This window comes from Pseudonocardia sp. C8 (assembly GCF_014267175.1).
GTDB lineage: Bacteria > Actinomycetota > Actinomycetes > Mycobacteriales > Pseudonocardiaceae > Pseudonocardia.
On record NZ_JACMTR010000002.1, the window covers coordinates 227,877 to 241,881 of the forward strand.

The 14,005-nt window shown below is 72.1% G+C and carries 13 protein-coding genes; 6 read left to right on the top strand and 7 right to left on the bottom strand.

Features of this window, described 5'->3' with window-relative positions; all coding sequences use genetic code 11:
* Positions 1-143: 143 nt before the first annotated feature.
* Positions 144-1,691, bottom strand: a complete 1,548-nt coding sequence (locus tag H7X46_RS01755) for a class I adenylate-forming enzyme family protein (protein ID WP_186357730.1) — start codon at positions 1,689-1,691, stop codon at positions 144-146.
* Positions 1,688-2,896, bottom strand: coding sequence for an L-lactate permease (locus H7X46_RS01760; protein WP_186357731.1), 1,209 nt, complete (start codon positions 2,894-2,896; stop codon positions 1,688-1,690). Before H7X46_RS01760 ends, H7X46_RS01755 begins: the two co-directional genes overlap by 4 nt.
* 122 nt (positions 2,897-3,018) lie before the next feature.
* Between H7X46_RS01760 and H7X46_RS01765 the strand changes: the two genes are divergently transcribed.
* Positions 3,019-3,771, top strand: coding sequence for a FadR/GntR family transcriptional regulator (locus H7X46_RS01765; protein ID WP_186357732.1), 753 nt, complete (start codon positions 3,019-3,021; stop codon positions 3,769-3,771).
* Between the two features lie 66 nt (positions 3,772-3,837).
* Here H7X46_RS01765 and H7X46_RS01770 read toward each other — a convergent pair whose 3' ends face one another.
* From H7X46_RS01770 to H7X46_RS01785, 4 genes are all read right to left on the bottom strand, one after another.
* Positions 3,838-4,146 carry a thioredoxin family protein gene (locus H7X46_RS01770; RefSeq protein ID WP_186357733.1) on the bottom strand — a complete coding sequence of 103 codons (309 nt, stop codon included), beginning with the start codon at positions 4,144-4,146 and terminating at the stop codon, positions 3,838-3,840.
* Between the two features lie 51 nt (positions 4,147-4,197).
* On the bottom strand, positions 4,198-4,698 hold the full coding sequence (locus H7X46_RS01775) for a VOC family protein (RefSeq protein ID WP_186357734.1): 501 nt from the start codon (positions 4,696-4,698) through the stop codon (positions 4,198-4,200).
* A gap of 54 nt (positions 4,699-4,752) precedes the next feature.
* Entirely contained in the window at positions 4,753-5,331 is a 579-nt protein-coding gene (locus H7X46_RS01780; protein ID WP_186357735.1) for a TIGR03086 family metal-binding protein, read from the bottom strand.
* A gap of 131 nt (positions 5,332-5,462) precedes the next feature.
* Complete coding sequence (locus tag H7X46_RS01785; RefSeq protein ID WP_186357736.1) at positions 5,463-5,804, bottom strand: bifunctional 3-phenylpropionate/cinnamic acid dioxygenase ferredoxin subunit; 342 nt, start codon at positions 5,802-5,804, stop codon at positions 5,463-5,465.
* Between the two features lie 362 nt (positions 5,805-6,166).
* Between H7X46_RS01785 and H7X46_RS01790 the strand changes: the two genes are divergently transcribed.
* Positions 6,167-8,512: an arylsulfatase gene (locus H7X46_RS01790; protein ID WP_186357737.1), complete on the top strand. Its 2,346-nt coding sequence runs from the start codon at positions 6,167-6,169 to the stop codon at positions 8,510-8,512.
* 69 nt (positions 8,513-8,581) lie between these two features.
* Here H7X46_RS01790 and H7X46_RS01795 read toward each other — a convergent pair whose 3' ends face one another.
* Positions 8,582-9,514: a formylglycine-generating enzyme family protein gene (locus tag H7X46_RS01795; RefSeq protein ID WP_186357738.1), complete on the bottom strand. Its 933-nt coding sequence runs from the start codon at positions 9,512-9,514 to the stop codon at positions 8,582-8,584.
* Between the two features lie 203 nt (positions 9,515-9,717).
* Here H7X46_RS01795 and H7X46_RS01800 point away from each other — a divergent pair, with 203 nt between their 5' ends.
* The 4 genes from H7X46_RS01800 (at position 9,718) to H7X46_RS01815 (ending at position 13,988) form a co-directional block, all read left to right on the top strand.
* Positions 9,718-10,635 (top strand): LysR family transcriptional regulator, encoded by a 918-nt coding sequence (locus H7X46_RS01800; RefSeq protein ID WP_186357739.1) that lies wholly within the window; start codon positions 9,718-9,720, stop codon positions 10,633-10,635.
* Between the two features lie 241 nt (positions 10,636-10,876).
* On the top strand, positions 10,877-12,505 hold the full coding sequence (locus tag H7X46_RS01805) for a BCCT family transporter (protein ID WP_186357740.1): 1,629 nt from the start codon (positions 10,877-10,879) through the stop codon (positions 12,503-12,505).
* Positions 12,502-13,437: a glycine betaine ABC transporter substrate-binding protein gene (locus H7X46_RS01810; protein ID WP_186357741.1), complete on the top strand. Its 936-nt coding sequence runs from the start codon at positions 12,502-12,504 to the stop codon at positions 13,435-13,437. Before H7X46_RS01805 ends, H7X46_RS01810 begins: the two co-directional genes overlap by 4 nt.
* Before the next feature lie 32 nt (positions 13,438-13,469).
* The gene (locus tag H7X46_RS01815; protein ID WP_186357742.1) at positions 13,470-13,988 is read left to right on the top strand and encodes an Hsp20/alpha crystallin family protein; all 519 of its coding nucleotides are present in this window, start codon (positions 13,470-13,472) and stop codon (positions 13,986-13,988) included.
* Positions 13,989-14,005 lie beyond the last annotated feature (17 nt).

Below are 14,005 nucleotides of genomic sequence, written 5' to 3' on the forward strand. Positions count from 1 at the left end.
ACGGTTCCGCGGCCGGCGCGAGGACCGCCGCAACGCCGCTCGCCGATCCTGGAGCCGCTCACGGGATCGCGTGAGCATTCCCCGGTTCGGTGAGCGTTCCCGCGGCGGTGTCGTGGCGCGGCGAGCGAGCGGCTTCGCGCGCGTCAGCGGCCGCGGACGGGGGCGCCCCACTCGGTGTGCTCGCGCAGCTCGCGTTTCAGCAGCTTGCCACCGGGGTTGCGGGGCAGCGGCTCCGTGCGGACCCGGACGTACTGCGGGATCTTGAAGTCCGCGAGGACCGTGGCGAGGTGGTCCAGCACGGCCGGGACGGAGAGTTCCGCCCCCGGCGCGGGGACCAGGACGGCGCCGACCTTCTCGCCCATCACGTCGTCGGGCACCCCCACCACGGCGGCGTCGGCCACCCCGGGAGCCCCGGCGAGCGCGTTCTCCACCTCGACCGAGTACACGTTCTCGCCGCCCCGGTTGATCATGTCCTTGCTCCGGTCGACGACGTGGACCAGTCCCTCGTCGTCGATCCGGGCCAGGTCGCCGGTGTGCAGCCACCCGTCGATGAACGTGCGCGCGGTGGCCTCCGGCTTGTTCCAGTACCCGGCGACGACGTTCGGGCCGCGGATGAGCAGCTCGCCCACGCCCGCGGCGTCCGGCTCGTGCAGGGCGAGGTCGACCACGGGCGCGGCGAAGCCGACCGAGTCCGGATGCCCGGCGGCCCACTCGTGCGGCAGGTAGGTCGCGATCGAGGCGGTCTCGGTGAGCCCGAAACCGTTCCCGACGCGGGCCCCGGGGAACGCCTGCTGGATGCGGCGGACCAGGGTGCTGGAGATCGGCGCGCCGCCGTAGGAGATCCGGCTGACCGCGCTCAGGTCGTGCTCGGCCAGGTCCGGCTGGGCCAGCGCCAGGGCGTAGATCGCGGGCACCGTGGTCATCGCGTTGATCCGCTCGTCGACGACCGTGCGCAGGAACGCCCGCACCTCGAACGCCGGCAGCACCACGGTGGTGCCGCCGATCGCGAGCTGGACGAGCAGCTGGGAGTTGCAGCCGGTCACGTGGAACAGCGGCACCGACACCAGGGTCCGCAGCGCGGGCCCCTCCGCGCGGTCGACCCCGAGCACCCGCAGCGCGGTCTCCACGTTGGACAGGAAGTTCTCGTGGGTGGTCATCGCCCCCTTCGGGAACCCCGTCGTTCCGCTGGTGTAGAAGATCGCCGCGAGGTCGCCGGGGCGAAGGTCCTCCACGGCGTGCGGCTCGCCGTCGGGCAGCGGCTCCCCGGGCCGCAGCACGACCGTCGCGCCGGAGTCCGACAGCACGTAGTCGATCTCGGGTTCGGCGAAGCGGGTGTTCACCGGCACCGCGACGCCCCCGGCGAGCTGCGTGCCCAGGAAGCCGAGCACCCAGCCGACCCCGGCGGGCAGCAGGTTCGCGACCCGGTCGCCGCGCCCGACCCCCGCCGCGCGCAGGCCGCCCGCGACGCGCGCCGCCCGCTCCCACAGCCTGCGGTAGGTCAGCCGCTCCCCGCCGACCTCGACGAGGGCCTCCTGGTCCGGGTGCTCGTCGACGGTCGCGCAGAGCATCGCCACCAGCGACGGCGGGAGGTTCGTGTAGTGGGCCACCCCGCGCTCGTCGCGGGTGATCCCGGAGGTGTCGAACGGCGCGGCGCCGCGCGGGTGCGGTTCGACCGGGGGCACCGGGCTCATCCCTTCGCGGTGAAGTACCGGCGCGGGTTCTCCACCAGCATCACCGCGCAGATCAGCAGGAGGGTTCCGGGCGACGAGAGCCACTGCCACTTGTAGACGGTCGAGGAGGACTTCACCGCGCCGTGCAGGCCGGGCCACTCCACCAGCCGGTCGGTGCCGGTGAGGAAGTCGTCCACCGGGCCGATCAGCTTCGCGGCGCAGAAGACCACGATGACCAGCAGGTACGGCGACAGCGCTCCGGTGATCCGCCCGGCGGTGAGCTGCGCGGCGCGTGCGGCGACGGCGTCCAGCTCGGTCTTGGCCGCGAGCGCCACGCCGCCGTCCGCACCGTCCGGGTGGACGTCCTCGGCGTCGTGCTGCGCGTTCAGACGGCGGGCCGCCTCGGCGGAACCCTTCGGCTGCCACACCCGCAGCATGAGCACCGCGGCCGCCAGCCCGGCCAGCGAGGCGACGACGTCGGTCAGCTCGACCGAGATGAAGTTGGAGCTCACGAACTGGGCCGCACCGAACACGACGCCCACGGTCAGCGCGAGCGGCCAGACCTCCCGGACGCCGCGACGGCCGTCGGCCAGCAGCACCAGCAGCAGCGGCACGAACAGCGCCAGCAGCGGCGCCTGGCGGCCGACGACGGCGCCGATCTGCTCGTACGGGATGCCGGTCAGGGTGCCGGCGGTGATGATCGGGATGGCGACGGCGCCGAAGGCGACCGGGGCGGTGTTGGCCAGCAGCACGATCACGGCCGCGCGGATCGCGGGGAACCCGATCGCGACCAGCATGACGCCCGTGATCGCCACCGGCGCGCCGAAGCCGGCCAGCGCCTCGAGCAGACCACCGAAGCAGAAGGCGACGATGACCGCCTGGATCCGCGGGTCATCGGTGATCAGGTGGAACGTCGCCCGCAGGTCCTCGAACCGCCCGCTGGCCACGGTGAGCTGATGCAGGAACAGCGCACCGACCACGATCCACATGATCGGGAACAGCCCGAACACCGCGCCCTCGCTGGCGGACAGCAGCGCCAGCCCGGTGGGCATGCCGTACGCGGCGATCGCCACGACGAGGGCGACGGCCACCGCGGCGAGCCCGGCGTAATGGGCCTTCCACCGGAGCAGCCCCAGTGTCACGAAGATCGTCAACAGGGGTAGGGCGGCGATCAGCGACGACAGTCCCAGGCTGCCGGCGACCGGGTCCAGGTCGGGTGTGTACATCGCGCCTCCAGTCGTCGGCCGGAATGACCTCTTTGTGGTCCGACCACACGAGAGGACTGTAGGATTAACCAGGTCCCACCGTCAAGAGCCGGCGCACGAGTCGACGTCCGGGAGGTCACCCGATGCAGGAGCAGCACGGGCAGGGACACCAGCCGCCGGAATGGCGGCCGGTGTCCCGGGTGCGCGCCTACGAGCTGGTCGTCGACCGGATCGAGGAGCAGATCCTGGCCGGCACGCTGAACGTCGGCGACCGGTTGCCGGGAGAGCGGGACCTGGCGTCCATGCTGGAGGTGAGCCGGGCGGCGGTGCGTGAGGCGATGCGCACCCTGGAGGCCCAGGGCGTGGTGCGGTCGGCGGTCGGCTCGGGAACGGACGCGGGGACCATCGTGTCGGCGGTGCCCACCGACGCGCTGACCCGGCTCCTGCGCTTCCACGTCGCCCTGGCCAACTTCTCGGTGGAGGATGTCGTCGCGGCGCGGATCATGCTCGAGCGCTCGAGCTCCGCACTGGCCGCCGAGCACGCCACGGCGGACGACCTCGAGGCGATCCGCGCGCCGCTGCGGGCGATGGACGCCACCGAGGACCGGGAGGCGTTCAACGACCTCGACACGGACTTCCACTTCGCCATCGCCGAGGCCGGGCGCAACCGCCTCGTCGCGAACATGACGATCGCGATCCGGGGCTCCCTGCGGCACCGGATCCTGCACGAGTTCCAGCGCCTGGGGGACCGGTGGGGCGACGTGTCGGCACAGCTGCGCGCCGAGCACCACGCCATCTTCGACGCCATCGTCGACGGCGACGGGGAGAAGGCCGCCGACCTGATCGAACAGCACATCCGCAGCGCGCAGCAGATGCTGTCCGAGCCCGGCAGCTGAGCCGGCCCGGCCGGGCGCCGACGTGGCGCGCGCGGCCGTTCGGCCGGGCGATCCGGGCCGGTCCCGTCAGCGACGCAGGACCCGTCGCAGCTGCTCCACCGACGGTGCGCCGGCCAGGTCGCCGGCCTCCGAGCGGTACATCCGGCACGACAGCGCGCCGGCTGCGGCGGCCTGCTCGGCGAACGGGTCGGCGCCGTCGACGAGGATCGTCGGCGACCCGGCGAACTCCGGGGTGCCGGCGACCGTCTCGGCCGAGACCCGCCGGACCTCCACCCGGGTCCCGGCCCGGCCGACGGCATCGAGCGCCTGGCGCAGCCGCTGCGCGGCCACGCCCTCGTGCGGGCAGTCCGGGACGACCAGCAGCTCCACGCGCATGCCGCCATGGTGCGCCGCGCGACCGGCCGCGGCGCCGTTCCTCGGGATCACCTACTTCGGACCCCGTTCAGCCGCTGCGCCCATCCGGATCAGGTTGCCGCTCGGGTCCTTGACGCTGAACTCGACCATTCCCCAGGGCTGGACGACGACGTCGCTGACCGGTAGCCCGCGGTCCTTCCAGCGTCGTTGCCACTCCCGGGGATCGGACACGCGGACGTAGCAGGCGGCCGCGTTGCGCTCCGGCTCGAGATCCCTCCTCAGGTCCAGATGCAGCAGCTCGGCGGTGCCGTACCGGACGAACGCGTACTCCGGGCCGTACTCGTCGACCTGCAGCCCGGCACGGGTCCAGAACTCACGCGCGGCAGCCATGTCGTTGACGGGGAAGATCGGTGTGATCGTGGGTCCGGCGACGAGCCGGCCCGCCAGGTCGTACACGCAGCCACCGCACACGGCGATGTCCGGGCGGCAGCCCAGCCGGACCACATCGGACGCCTTCTGCGGTTCGCCGCAGCACGCGCAGGTCGCCGTGGTCCCGCTCGGCACACCGTCCATGACACTCCCGGAGTCCCGGCGAGCGTACCCGCCGCAATGACGTCCGCGGCTCCGTCAGGCACGCCAGTCCGGATCGCGACCGATGAAGGCGAGCATCCGGGCCTGCGGGCCGGCGTCCTCGTCGACGTCGACCTTGGGCCCGTACTGCCCGCTGGACCGCAGGAGCTCGTCGAGCGGCTGCATCCCCTCCAGGAGGTACGCGCAGCGCTCCGGGTCCAGGGTGTCGTCCTGGCCGGTGGCGCGCGCGAGGTCCCAGGTGTGCATGAAGACGTCGCTGGTGAAGAACTTCGCGACGGCCTCGGGCAGCGGGACCTCCCCGATGTGCGGGTTGGACAGGGTCCGGCCGGCCGAGGCCGGATCGTCCAGCAGGGACTGGACGCCCTCGTTCAGCACGTGCCAGGCGGCGGCCGGATCCTCGTCGACGCTCGGGCCCTGCGGCAGGGTCACGCCCGCGCCTGCCTGCAGGAAACCGGGGAACCACTCGACGAGGTGCCGGACCACGTCCCGGGCCGTCCACGCGGCGACCGGGGACTGGTTGTTCCACGTCGCGTCGTCGGGCACCGCGTCGACGACGCGGGTGAACCGGCCGCCGATCTCGCGGTACTCGTCGGCGGGGGACTGGTTCGCGATCATGTGCTTCGCCTCCGTGGTCGAGGACCGGGTGCGCACCACGGTCCGCCGTCGGAGAGGAGACCGCGCCGGCACGCCCGACTCATCGCAGGCCACGCCGGAACCCGGGTGTCCCGGACACCGAGGTGCCGGTGTCAGGCAACGGCGACCTGGTCGACCGCGGCGACGCCGGCGTCCACGGTGATCTCGGCGTACACCGCACCGTCGGAGACCATCGCGGGGTAGGTGCGGACCGGCTTCTTGGCCGGCGGACCGCTGGGCTCGCCCGTGCGCAGCGAGAAGAACGCCTCGTGCAGCGGGCACTCGACCCAGCAGCCTTCCAGGTAGCCGTCCGACAGCGACGCGGCCTGGTGGCTGCAGGCGTCGTCGATGACGAACACCTCGCCCTCGACCTGGAAGACCGCGAGCGGTGTGGGAGCGAGAACGCGAAGACCCTCCCCGGCGGGGATGTCGTCGACGGAGCAGAGACGGATCATTGTCGCACTCCTGGAGGGGGTGAGCGGGAGCGAGCTGGGCCGGGTGCACCTGCACCGGCCGCAGTGTGTACATAAGTACACGAACTGTGGACGGATGTCCATAGATTGCCCGCGCGGGCGGGCGGCGGGCGCCCTCCCGGTGCGCGCGCCACGGGCCGACCCGGAGACATCGCAGGCGGATAGGGATTTTCTATTGGCTGCATCGACAAATTCTCTCGGATGCTCGATTTGTTGACTCGATCAATTCCGGCATGCTAGAAGAATGCGCAGCAGGACGGCTCGCCGAAGGCGTCGACCGGGGAAGTCGCGCGGGTGTCCGACGAGTCGTCTCCCCTGAGTTCCTTGCAGCCGTAGGAGTCCGCATGCCCGAATTCGCCGGAGGCCGCCACATCCTGCCCGAGCCGGACGGACGGCGCCCCGCCGTCACCGCGCTCGGCATCGACGAGCAGCCCGGCGGCCTGACGCCCGCGAGCCCGACCGCCACCCCGGCCGGCGCGCCGAACGTCGTCGTGGTCGTCCTCGACGACCTGGGCTTCGGCACCTCCAGCGCCTTCGGCGGACCGTGCCGGATGCCCACCGCCGACCGGCTGGCCGGGGACGGGCTGCGCTACGGCCGCTTCCACGTCACCGCGCTCTGCTCACCCACCCGGCAGGCCCTGATGACCGGCCGCAACCACCACTCGGTCGGGATGGGGGCGACCACCGAGATGGCCACCTCGGCACCGGGATACCACGGTTTCCGGCCCCGCAGTGCGGCCACGATGGCCCAGATCCTGCAGAAGAACGGGTACAGCACCGCCGCGTTCGGAAAATGGCACCAGACGCCGCCGTCGGAGATCAGCCCGGTCGGGCCGTTCGAACGGTGGCCGACCGGGGAGGGATTCGACCACTTCTACGGTTTCATGGCCTGCGAGATGAACCACTGGTACCCGCTGCTGTACCAGGACACGGTCCCGGTCGAGCCGTCGAAGCGCCCCGAGGAGGGCTACCACCTCTCCGAGGACCTGGTCGACCACGCCATCGACTGGGTGCACACCCAGCGCACCATGACGCCGGACCGGCCGTTCTTCACCTACCTCGCGTTCGGTGCCTCGCACGCGCCGCTGCACGTCGCGCCGGAGTGGATCCGGCGCTACCGCGGCGAGTTCGACCACGGGTTCGACCGCCAGCGCGAGCTGACCCTGGCCCGGCAGCGCGAGCTGGGGGTGGTCCCCGAGGACACCGAGCTCGGACCGTGGCCGGACGGCGTGCCGCACTGGGACGAGCTCACCGACACCCAGCGCGCGCTCTCGGCGCGGTTCATGGAGACCTTCGCCGGGTTCACCGAGCACGCCGACACCCAGCTCGGCCGGTTCGTCGACACGCTCGCCGAGATCGGCGAGCTCGACAACACCGTGTTCGTCTACCTGCTCGGCGACAACGGGGCCTCCGGCGAGGGCGGTCTCGAGGGCACCACCGTCGAGCACCGGCTCGGCCACGGCGTCGTCGACGACCCGGAACAGATGATCACCGAGCTGGACGGGATCGGCGGCCCCCACTCGTACCCGATCGCCCCGGCGGGCTGGGCGCTGGCGCTGAACACGCCCTACCAGTGGACCAAGCAGGTCGCCTCGCACTTCGGCGGCACCCGCGACGGGCTGATCGTGCACTGGCCGGCCGGGATCGCCGACCGGGGCGGCATCCGGAACCAGTTCCACCACGTCATCGACGTGCTCCCGACGGTCCTGGAATGCGCCGGCATCCCCGCCCCGACCACCGTGGACGGCGTCGACCAGCAGCCGATCGAGGGCGTCGGCATGCGGTACAGCTTCGACGACGCCGCGGCCCCGGACCGGCGCCGCACCCAGTACTTCGAGATGTGCGGCAACCGGGGCATCTACCACGACGGCTGGACCGCGGTGACCCGGCACGGGATCCCGTGGGAGATGGTGCCGGACGCCGAGAAGGGCTTCCGCGACGACGTCTGGGAGCTCTACGACACCACCACCGACTGGGCGCAGGCGCGCGACCTCGCCGCCGAACGGCCCGAGCGGCTGCGGATGCTGCAGGACCTCTTCCTCATCGAGGCCGCGAAGTACCAGGTGTTCCCGCTCGACGACCGGGTCACCGAGCGGGAGAACCCGACCCTGGCCGGCCGTCTCGACCTGATGGGCGGGCGGACGTCGGTCACCTACCGGGGCGGGACGCGGCGGCTGATCGAGGAGACCACGCCGAACGTCAAGAACCGCTCGCACACCGTCACCGCCGAGATCGAGACAGGCGAGGCCGACGACGGGGTGCTGGTCGCCCAGGGCGGCCGGTTCGGTGGCTGGGCGCTGTACTGCCTCGGGGGCCGCGCCTGCTACGAGTACAACTACTTCGGCCTGGCCCGGTGCACGGTCCGCGCCGCGCAGCCGATGGCGCCCGGAGTGCACGAGGTCCAGGTGGAGTTCGCCTACGACGGCGGTGTCGGCGCCGGCGGCTCGCTGTCGCTGGTCGTCGACGGCGCCAAGGTCGGCGAGGGCCGGATCGAGCAGACGATCCCGTACTACTTCTCGTTCGACGAGACCCTCGACGTCGGCGTCGACCTGGGGACCCCGGTCTCGGAGGACTACCCCGCGGTCGACAACGGCTTCACCGGGACCGTGCGTACCGTGCGGATCGATCTCGGCGAGGAGACCCCGGTCCCCGCCAATGCGGTGCAGCAGCGGGTCATGACCTCGCACTGAGCCGCGCCGGGCCGGCGCCGGCCGCGGGCGGATCACCACCGCCGGCGGCCGGCGCCGCCGTGTTCCCGGTCAGGGGGCCGGGTTGGCGCAGCGGAAGCCCAGGTTCCCCGAGCTCGACTCCGGCGTGTTCGACGACCGGGCCGCGTTGCGGTACCGGAAGCAGTACGACCGGTGGCACAGGTAGGAACCACCGCGCATCACCCGGCGGTCGCCCTCCGCCGGGCCCTCCGGGTCCCGGTCCGGTGCGTGCCGGTAGTAGTCGGGGGAGAACCGGTCCGCGCACCACTCCCAGACGTTGCCGACCATCTGGAAGAGCCCGTACCCGTTGGGCCGGAAGGTCTTCACCGGAGCGGTGGTGAGGAACCCGTCCTCGGTGGTGTTGCGGGCCGGGAAGCTGCCCTGCCAGATGTTCATCGGCCAGCGCTTCCCGCCCGGCAGCTCGTCGTCGCCCCAGGGGAAGCGGGCCCCGGCCAGCCCGCCGCGGGCGGCGAACTCCCACTCCGCCTCGGTGGGCAGCCGGGTGCCGGACCAGGCGCAGTAGGCCTGGGCGTCGTTCCAGGACACGTGCACGACCGGATGGTTGGCGAGGTCTCCCGCACTCGTGCCCGGCCCGCCGGGGTGCCGCCAGCAGGCGCCGCGCACCTCCAGCCACCACTCGGCCCCGGGCATCGCCCCGAGCACGTCCGCGCGGTCCCCGTCGAAGGCCAGGTGGAACACCGCCGACGACCCGAAGCGCTCGGCGTCGGTCACGTAGCCGGTGTCCTTGACGAAGGTCGCGAACGCGGCGTTGGTGACCGGTGCCGGGGCGATGTGGAACGGCGAGAGGGTCACCTCGTGCACCGGTGTCTCGCCGTCGTCCGGGTAGCCCTCGCCGTGGTGGTCACCCATCGCGAACGTGCCGCCCGGCAGGCGGACCTGGCCGCGGACGGAGCGCGGCGCGGCCGCCACCCGCGGCCGGGCCGGTTCTCCCGGTGCGGACGGGCCCGAGCAGCAGGACTCCATGGAACCTCCCGGGACGGAACGGAGATCGGCCGGGACCGGGGCCGTGGCCTCACGGTAGACCCGGAGGCGCCGTCACCCGGAGCTCACCTCCGGCGGGCCGGCGCCGGTACGGTTCGACCGATGGCGACGGCGCAGGAGGTGTGCGGCCGGTGATCACGGCAGTGGGCACCGGCCGGGACGCCGTGCGGGGCCGGTGCTGACCGGTGGAGCGTCGCCAGCTCGAGTACTTCCTCGCCGTCGTCGCACACGGCGGGTTCACCAGTGCCGCGCGCGCCCTGCACGTGTCCCAGCCGTCGCTCTCGCACGCGATCGCCACCCTGGAGGGCGAGGTCGGAGGGCAGCTGTTCCACCGGCTCCCGCACGGCACCGAGCTCACCCCGGCGGGCGAAGCCCTGGTCCGCCCGGCCCGCCAGATCGCCCGGGACTTCGCGACGGCCTCCGCCTCGGTCCGCGAGGTGCTCGGCCTGGAGGGCGGCCACCTCGACATCGTGTCCCAGACCTCGCTCGCGGTCGATCCGCTCGCCGGGCTCGTCGCCGGGTTCCTGCGTGACCATCCCCGGGTGGCGGTGCGGATCAGCGACCCGGACCGTTCGACGGTCGAGCACCTGGTCCGGACCGGGCAGAGCGAGCTCGGTCTGCTGAACTCCACCCCCGCCGCGGCGGACCTCGACGGCGTCGACCTCCGCGAGCAGGAGCTCCAGCTGGTGCTCCCACCCGGGACGCGGGCCGGGACGGCGGGGCGGCCGGTCACGCACGAGGAGCTCGCCGCGCTCGAGTTCGTCACCACACCGGCCGGGACCAGCACCCGTGAGCTGCTGGAGGACACGGTGCGCGGCGCGGGGGCCCGGCCCCGGGTGGCCGTCGAGACCGCCCACCGGGCGATGCTCAGCCCGCTGGTGCTGGTCGGCGCGGGAGCCGCACTGCTGCCCCGCACGATGGCCGAGGACGCCGCGGCGAAGGGCGCCGTGGTCTGCGAGGTGGAACCCGCGCTGCGGGTCCGTGCCCGGCTGGTCTGGCGGCGCGGGCCGCTCTCGCCCGCGGCGGACCGGTTCGTCCGCCGGCTCGGTGGGGACGTCCGGAACGCCGAACCGGAATCCGGGACGGCACAGGAATCCCGATAGACGTATTCTATCGCATTCATCGATATTTGCAGTACAGGATCAAGTGCGAAGTCGTTGACCGGGCCGGTGGCGTATGCCATCGTTTCTCGCGAGTTTTCGACAGGCGTCGTGTAATGCGGTCCGGTTTTCCGGCCGGGCGCGTGCCACCGGTGCGTGATCTCCTCGGAATGGCCGTCTGCGACAGTCGGCCGCATTTCGGACGGACCCGACTTCCGTGCAGTAGAAGACCGAGAGGCTGGCAATGAAGGCATCCCTGGGTCGTATCGATCCGATAGTCTTCTGGACGTCCGCGGCGATGATCGCGTTCTTCGTGGTCTGGGGCCTGGTCGCCCCGGAGAACCTCGGCGCCGTGATGTCGGCCGCGTTGTCCTGGATCATCGGCCACTTCGGCTGGGCGTTCGTCCTGGTGGCGCTCGGCGGCCTGCTGCTCTGCATCGTGCTGGCCCTGCATCCGATCGGCCGTGTCCGCCTCGGCCCGGACGACTCCCGCCCGCAGTTCCGGACGTTCTCCTGGGTGTCGATGATGTTCGCCGCCGGCCTCGGCGCCGGCCTGCTGTTCTACGGCACCGCCGAGCCGATCTCGCACTGGTCGGCGCCGCCGCACGGGCTGGCCGAGCCGCAGAGCGACGAAGCGGTGAAGATCGCGATGCAGTACACCTACTTCCACTGGGGATTCAACGGCTGGGCGTTGTACGCCGTGATGGGCGGGGCGATGGCCTACTTCGCCTACCGCAAGGGCACGCCGATCCTGGTCAGCGCCACGTTCACGCCGCTGCTGGGGCCCGACGCCCACAAACGGCCGCTCGGCCGCGTGATCGACTCGTTGGCGATCATCGCGACCCTGTTCGGTACCGCGACCGCGCTGGGACTCAACGGGCTGCAGCTGAACAGCGGCCTGCAGTACCTGTTCGGCGTCCCGAAGACCAACGGCATCACCGTCACGATCATCGTCCTGGTCACCGCGATGTTCCTGATCTCCGCCACCACCGGGGTCGAGCGGGGCGTGCAGTTCCTGGCCGACCTGGGGGCCGTCGCGACCGTCGCGGTGTTCCTGTTCTTCCTGTTCCTCGGCGGCGCCACGGTGCTGGCCGTCTCGCAGGGCATCGAGACCATCGGCACCTACATCCTCGAGGTCATCCCGATGTCGCTGCGGACCGGTGTCGGCGACGAGAAGTGGATGGCCTCGTGGACCATCTTCTACTGGGCCTGGTGGATCTCCTGGGCGCCGTTCGTCGGCATGTTCGTGGCCCGCATCTCGCGCGGCCGCACCATCCGCGAGTTCGTGCTCGGCGTGGCCGCGGCTCCGACCGGGTTCGGCTTCGTCTGGTTCGCCATCGTCGGCGTCACCGGCATCGAGCTGCAGCGCTCCGGCCGGGCGGACCTGCTGGCCGTGGTGGACACTCCCGAGCTGTCGCTGTTCCGGGCCCTGGACGCGCTGCCACTGGCGACGATCGCCTCCGTGGTGTGCGTGCTGCTGATCGCGCTGTTCTTCATCAGCGGCGCGGACGCGGCCTCGATCGTGATGGCCACCATGGCCTCGCGGGGCGCGGTGGTGCCGCCGCGCTTCGTGGTGCTGGTGCTCGGCATCCTGATGGGTGCCATCGCGTGCGCGATGCTGCTGGTCGGTGGGCTGAGCGCGCTGCAGCAGGCCGCCGTGCTCGGCTCGGTGCCGTTCACGGCGGTGATCGTGGGCGTCGCCTGGTGCTGGATCGCGGCGCTGCGGGCGGAGACCGTGCCGCGACGGACCGGCCCGTCGGAACTGCTGGACGCGTCGCGGCTGCGGGGTGCGCGGCGGTCGGCCGTGCCCTGGCAGACCGCGGCCGGTGACCCGGACGGTGTGGTCGCCGAATCCGGACGTGAGGCGTCATGAACACGCCGCGCCGGCTCGCGGCGGCGGCGGCAGTCGTGTGCACGCTGGTCATGGCCGTGGCCTGCGGCACGCCGGTCGAGGGCAGCGGCGCGTCACAGCAACCGCAGGGTGCCGCCCTCCGGATCACGCTGGGCACCCAGGCGTTCCCGGAGGCCAGGATCCTCGGTGAGCTGTGGCGCCAGGCGCTCGCCGTCAACGGCTACACCGTCGACCTGAAGAAGGGAATCGGCCCGGCAGCCGACCTGGACCGCATGCTGCAGCACGGCGAGATCGACGGGCACGTCGCCTACACCGGCACCGTGCTGTCGATCGTCGCCCGGCAGCCGGTGTCCGGACTGGACCCGCAGGCGACCTACGAGAATGCGCGTGAGTTCTACGCCGGGCGCAACATGGCCATGAGCGCCATGACGCCGTTCGAGAACAAGGACGCCATCGCCACCACCCGCACCTTCGCCCAGACCCACCGGCTGCGGTCGCTCGCGGACCTGGCGACGTTGCCCGGGTTCCGGCTGGCCGCCCGTCCGGAGTTCGACGGCCTGTACCTGGGGACCACGGGCCTGGCCGAGGTGTACGGGGTCACGCCGGCGAGCTTCGTCCCGGTGCCGGTCGGACAGCAGTACGCCGCGCTGGACGGTGGCAGGGCGGACGCGGTCAACGCGTTCACCACCGACCCGCAGCTGCGTTCCGGGGACTACACCGTGCTCGCCGACCCGGAGCTGCTGTTCGGCTCGCAGAACGCGGTGCTGACGGTCGACGCGGGGAAGCTGGAGGTGGTGGGGGAGGAGCGGTTCCTGGCCGTGGTCGGCGCGGTGAACGCGCGGCTGGACCAGGAGACGATCATCGACCTGAACTCCCGGGTCACCGACGGTCGGTCCGATGTGGATGTTTCTCGCCAGTTCCTGCGCGACCAGGGCCTGCTGACACCGCAGTAGCCGGGTACCGGCTGAGACCACGAGGAGGACCGATGCCCCACCGTCACGACCCGCTCGAAGGTGTGACCGACCTGTTCACCGAGCTCCACCGGCTCCGGGAGATGGGGTCGCGCGGACGCGAGAAGCTCCAGGAGGAAGGGGAGCGCACCCACGCCAGCGCATGGGTGCCGACCACCGACATATTCGCCGTCGACGGCCGGCTGGTGATCAGGATCGAGCTGGCCGGGGTCGAGCCCGACGACGTGGACCTCCGCTTCGACAACGGGGTGCTCACCGTGTCCGGGGCCCGCGCGCTGGACTTCGGGGACGAGCCCACGCTCTACGTCCGGGAACGCTGCTACGGCGAGTTCCGGCGGTCGATCACGCTGCCCGGCGGTACCCGGCGCGAGCAGATCGACGCCGAGTTCGGCAACGGCCTGGTGGAGATCGTCGTCGAGGGCATCGGCCAGCAGTCGGACGCCACGCGCATCGAGCTGAGCGACCGGTCCGACGCGGCGGCGAAGCGGCCCCGGCGTTCCCGGATCCGGCCCCGGAGCTCTCGCGGCGACTGAGGCGGCCGCCGCCACGA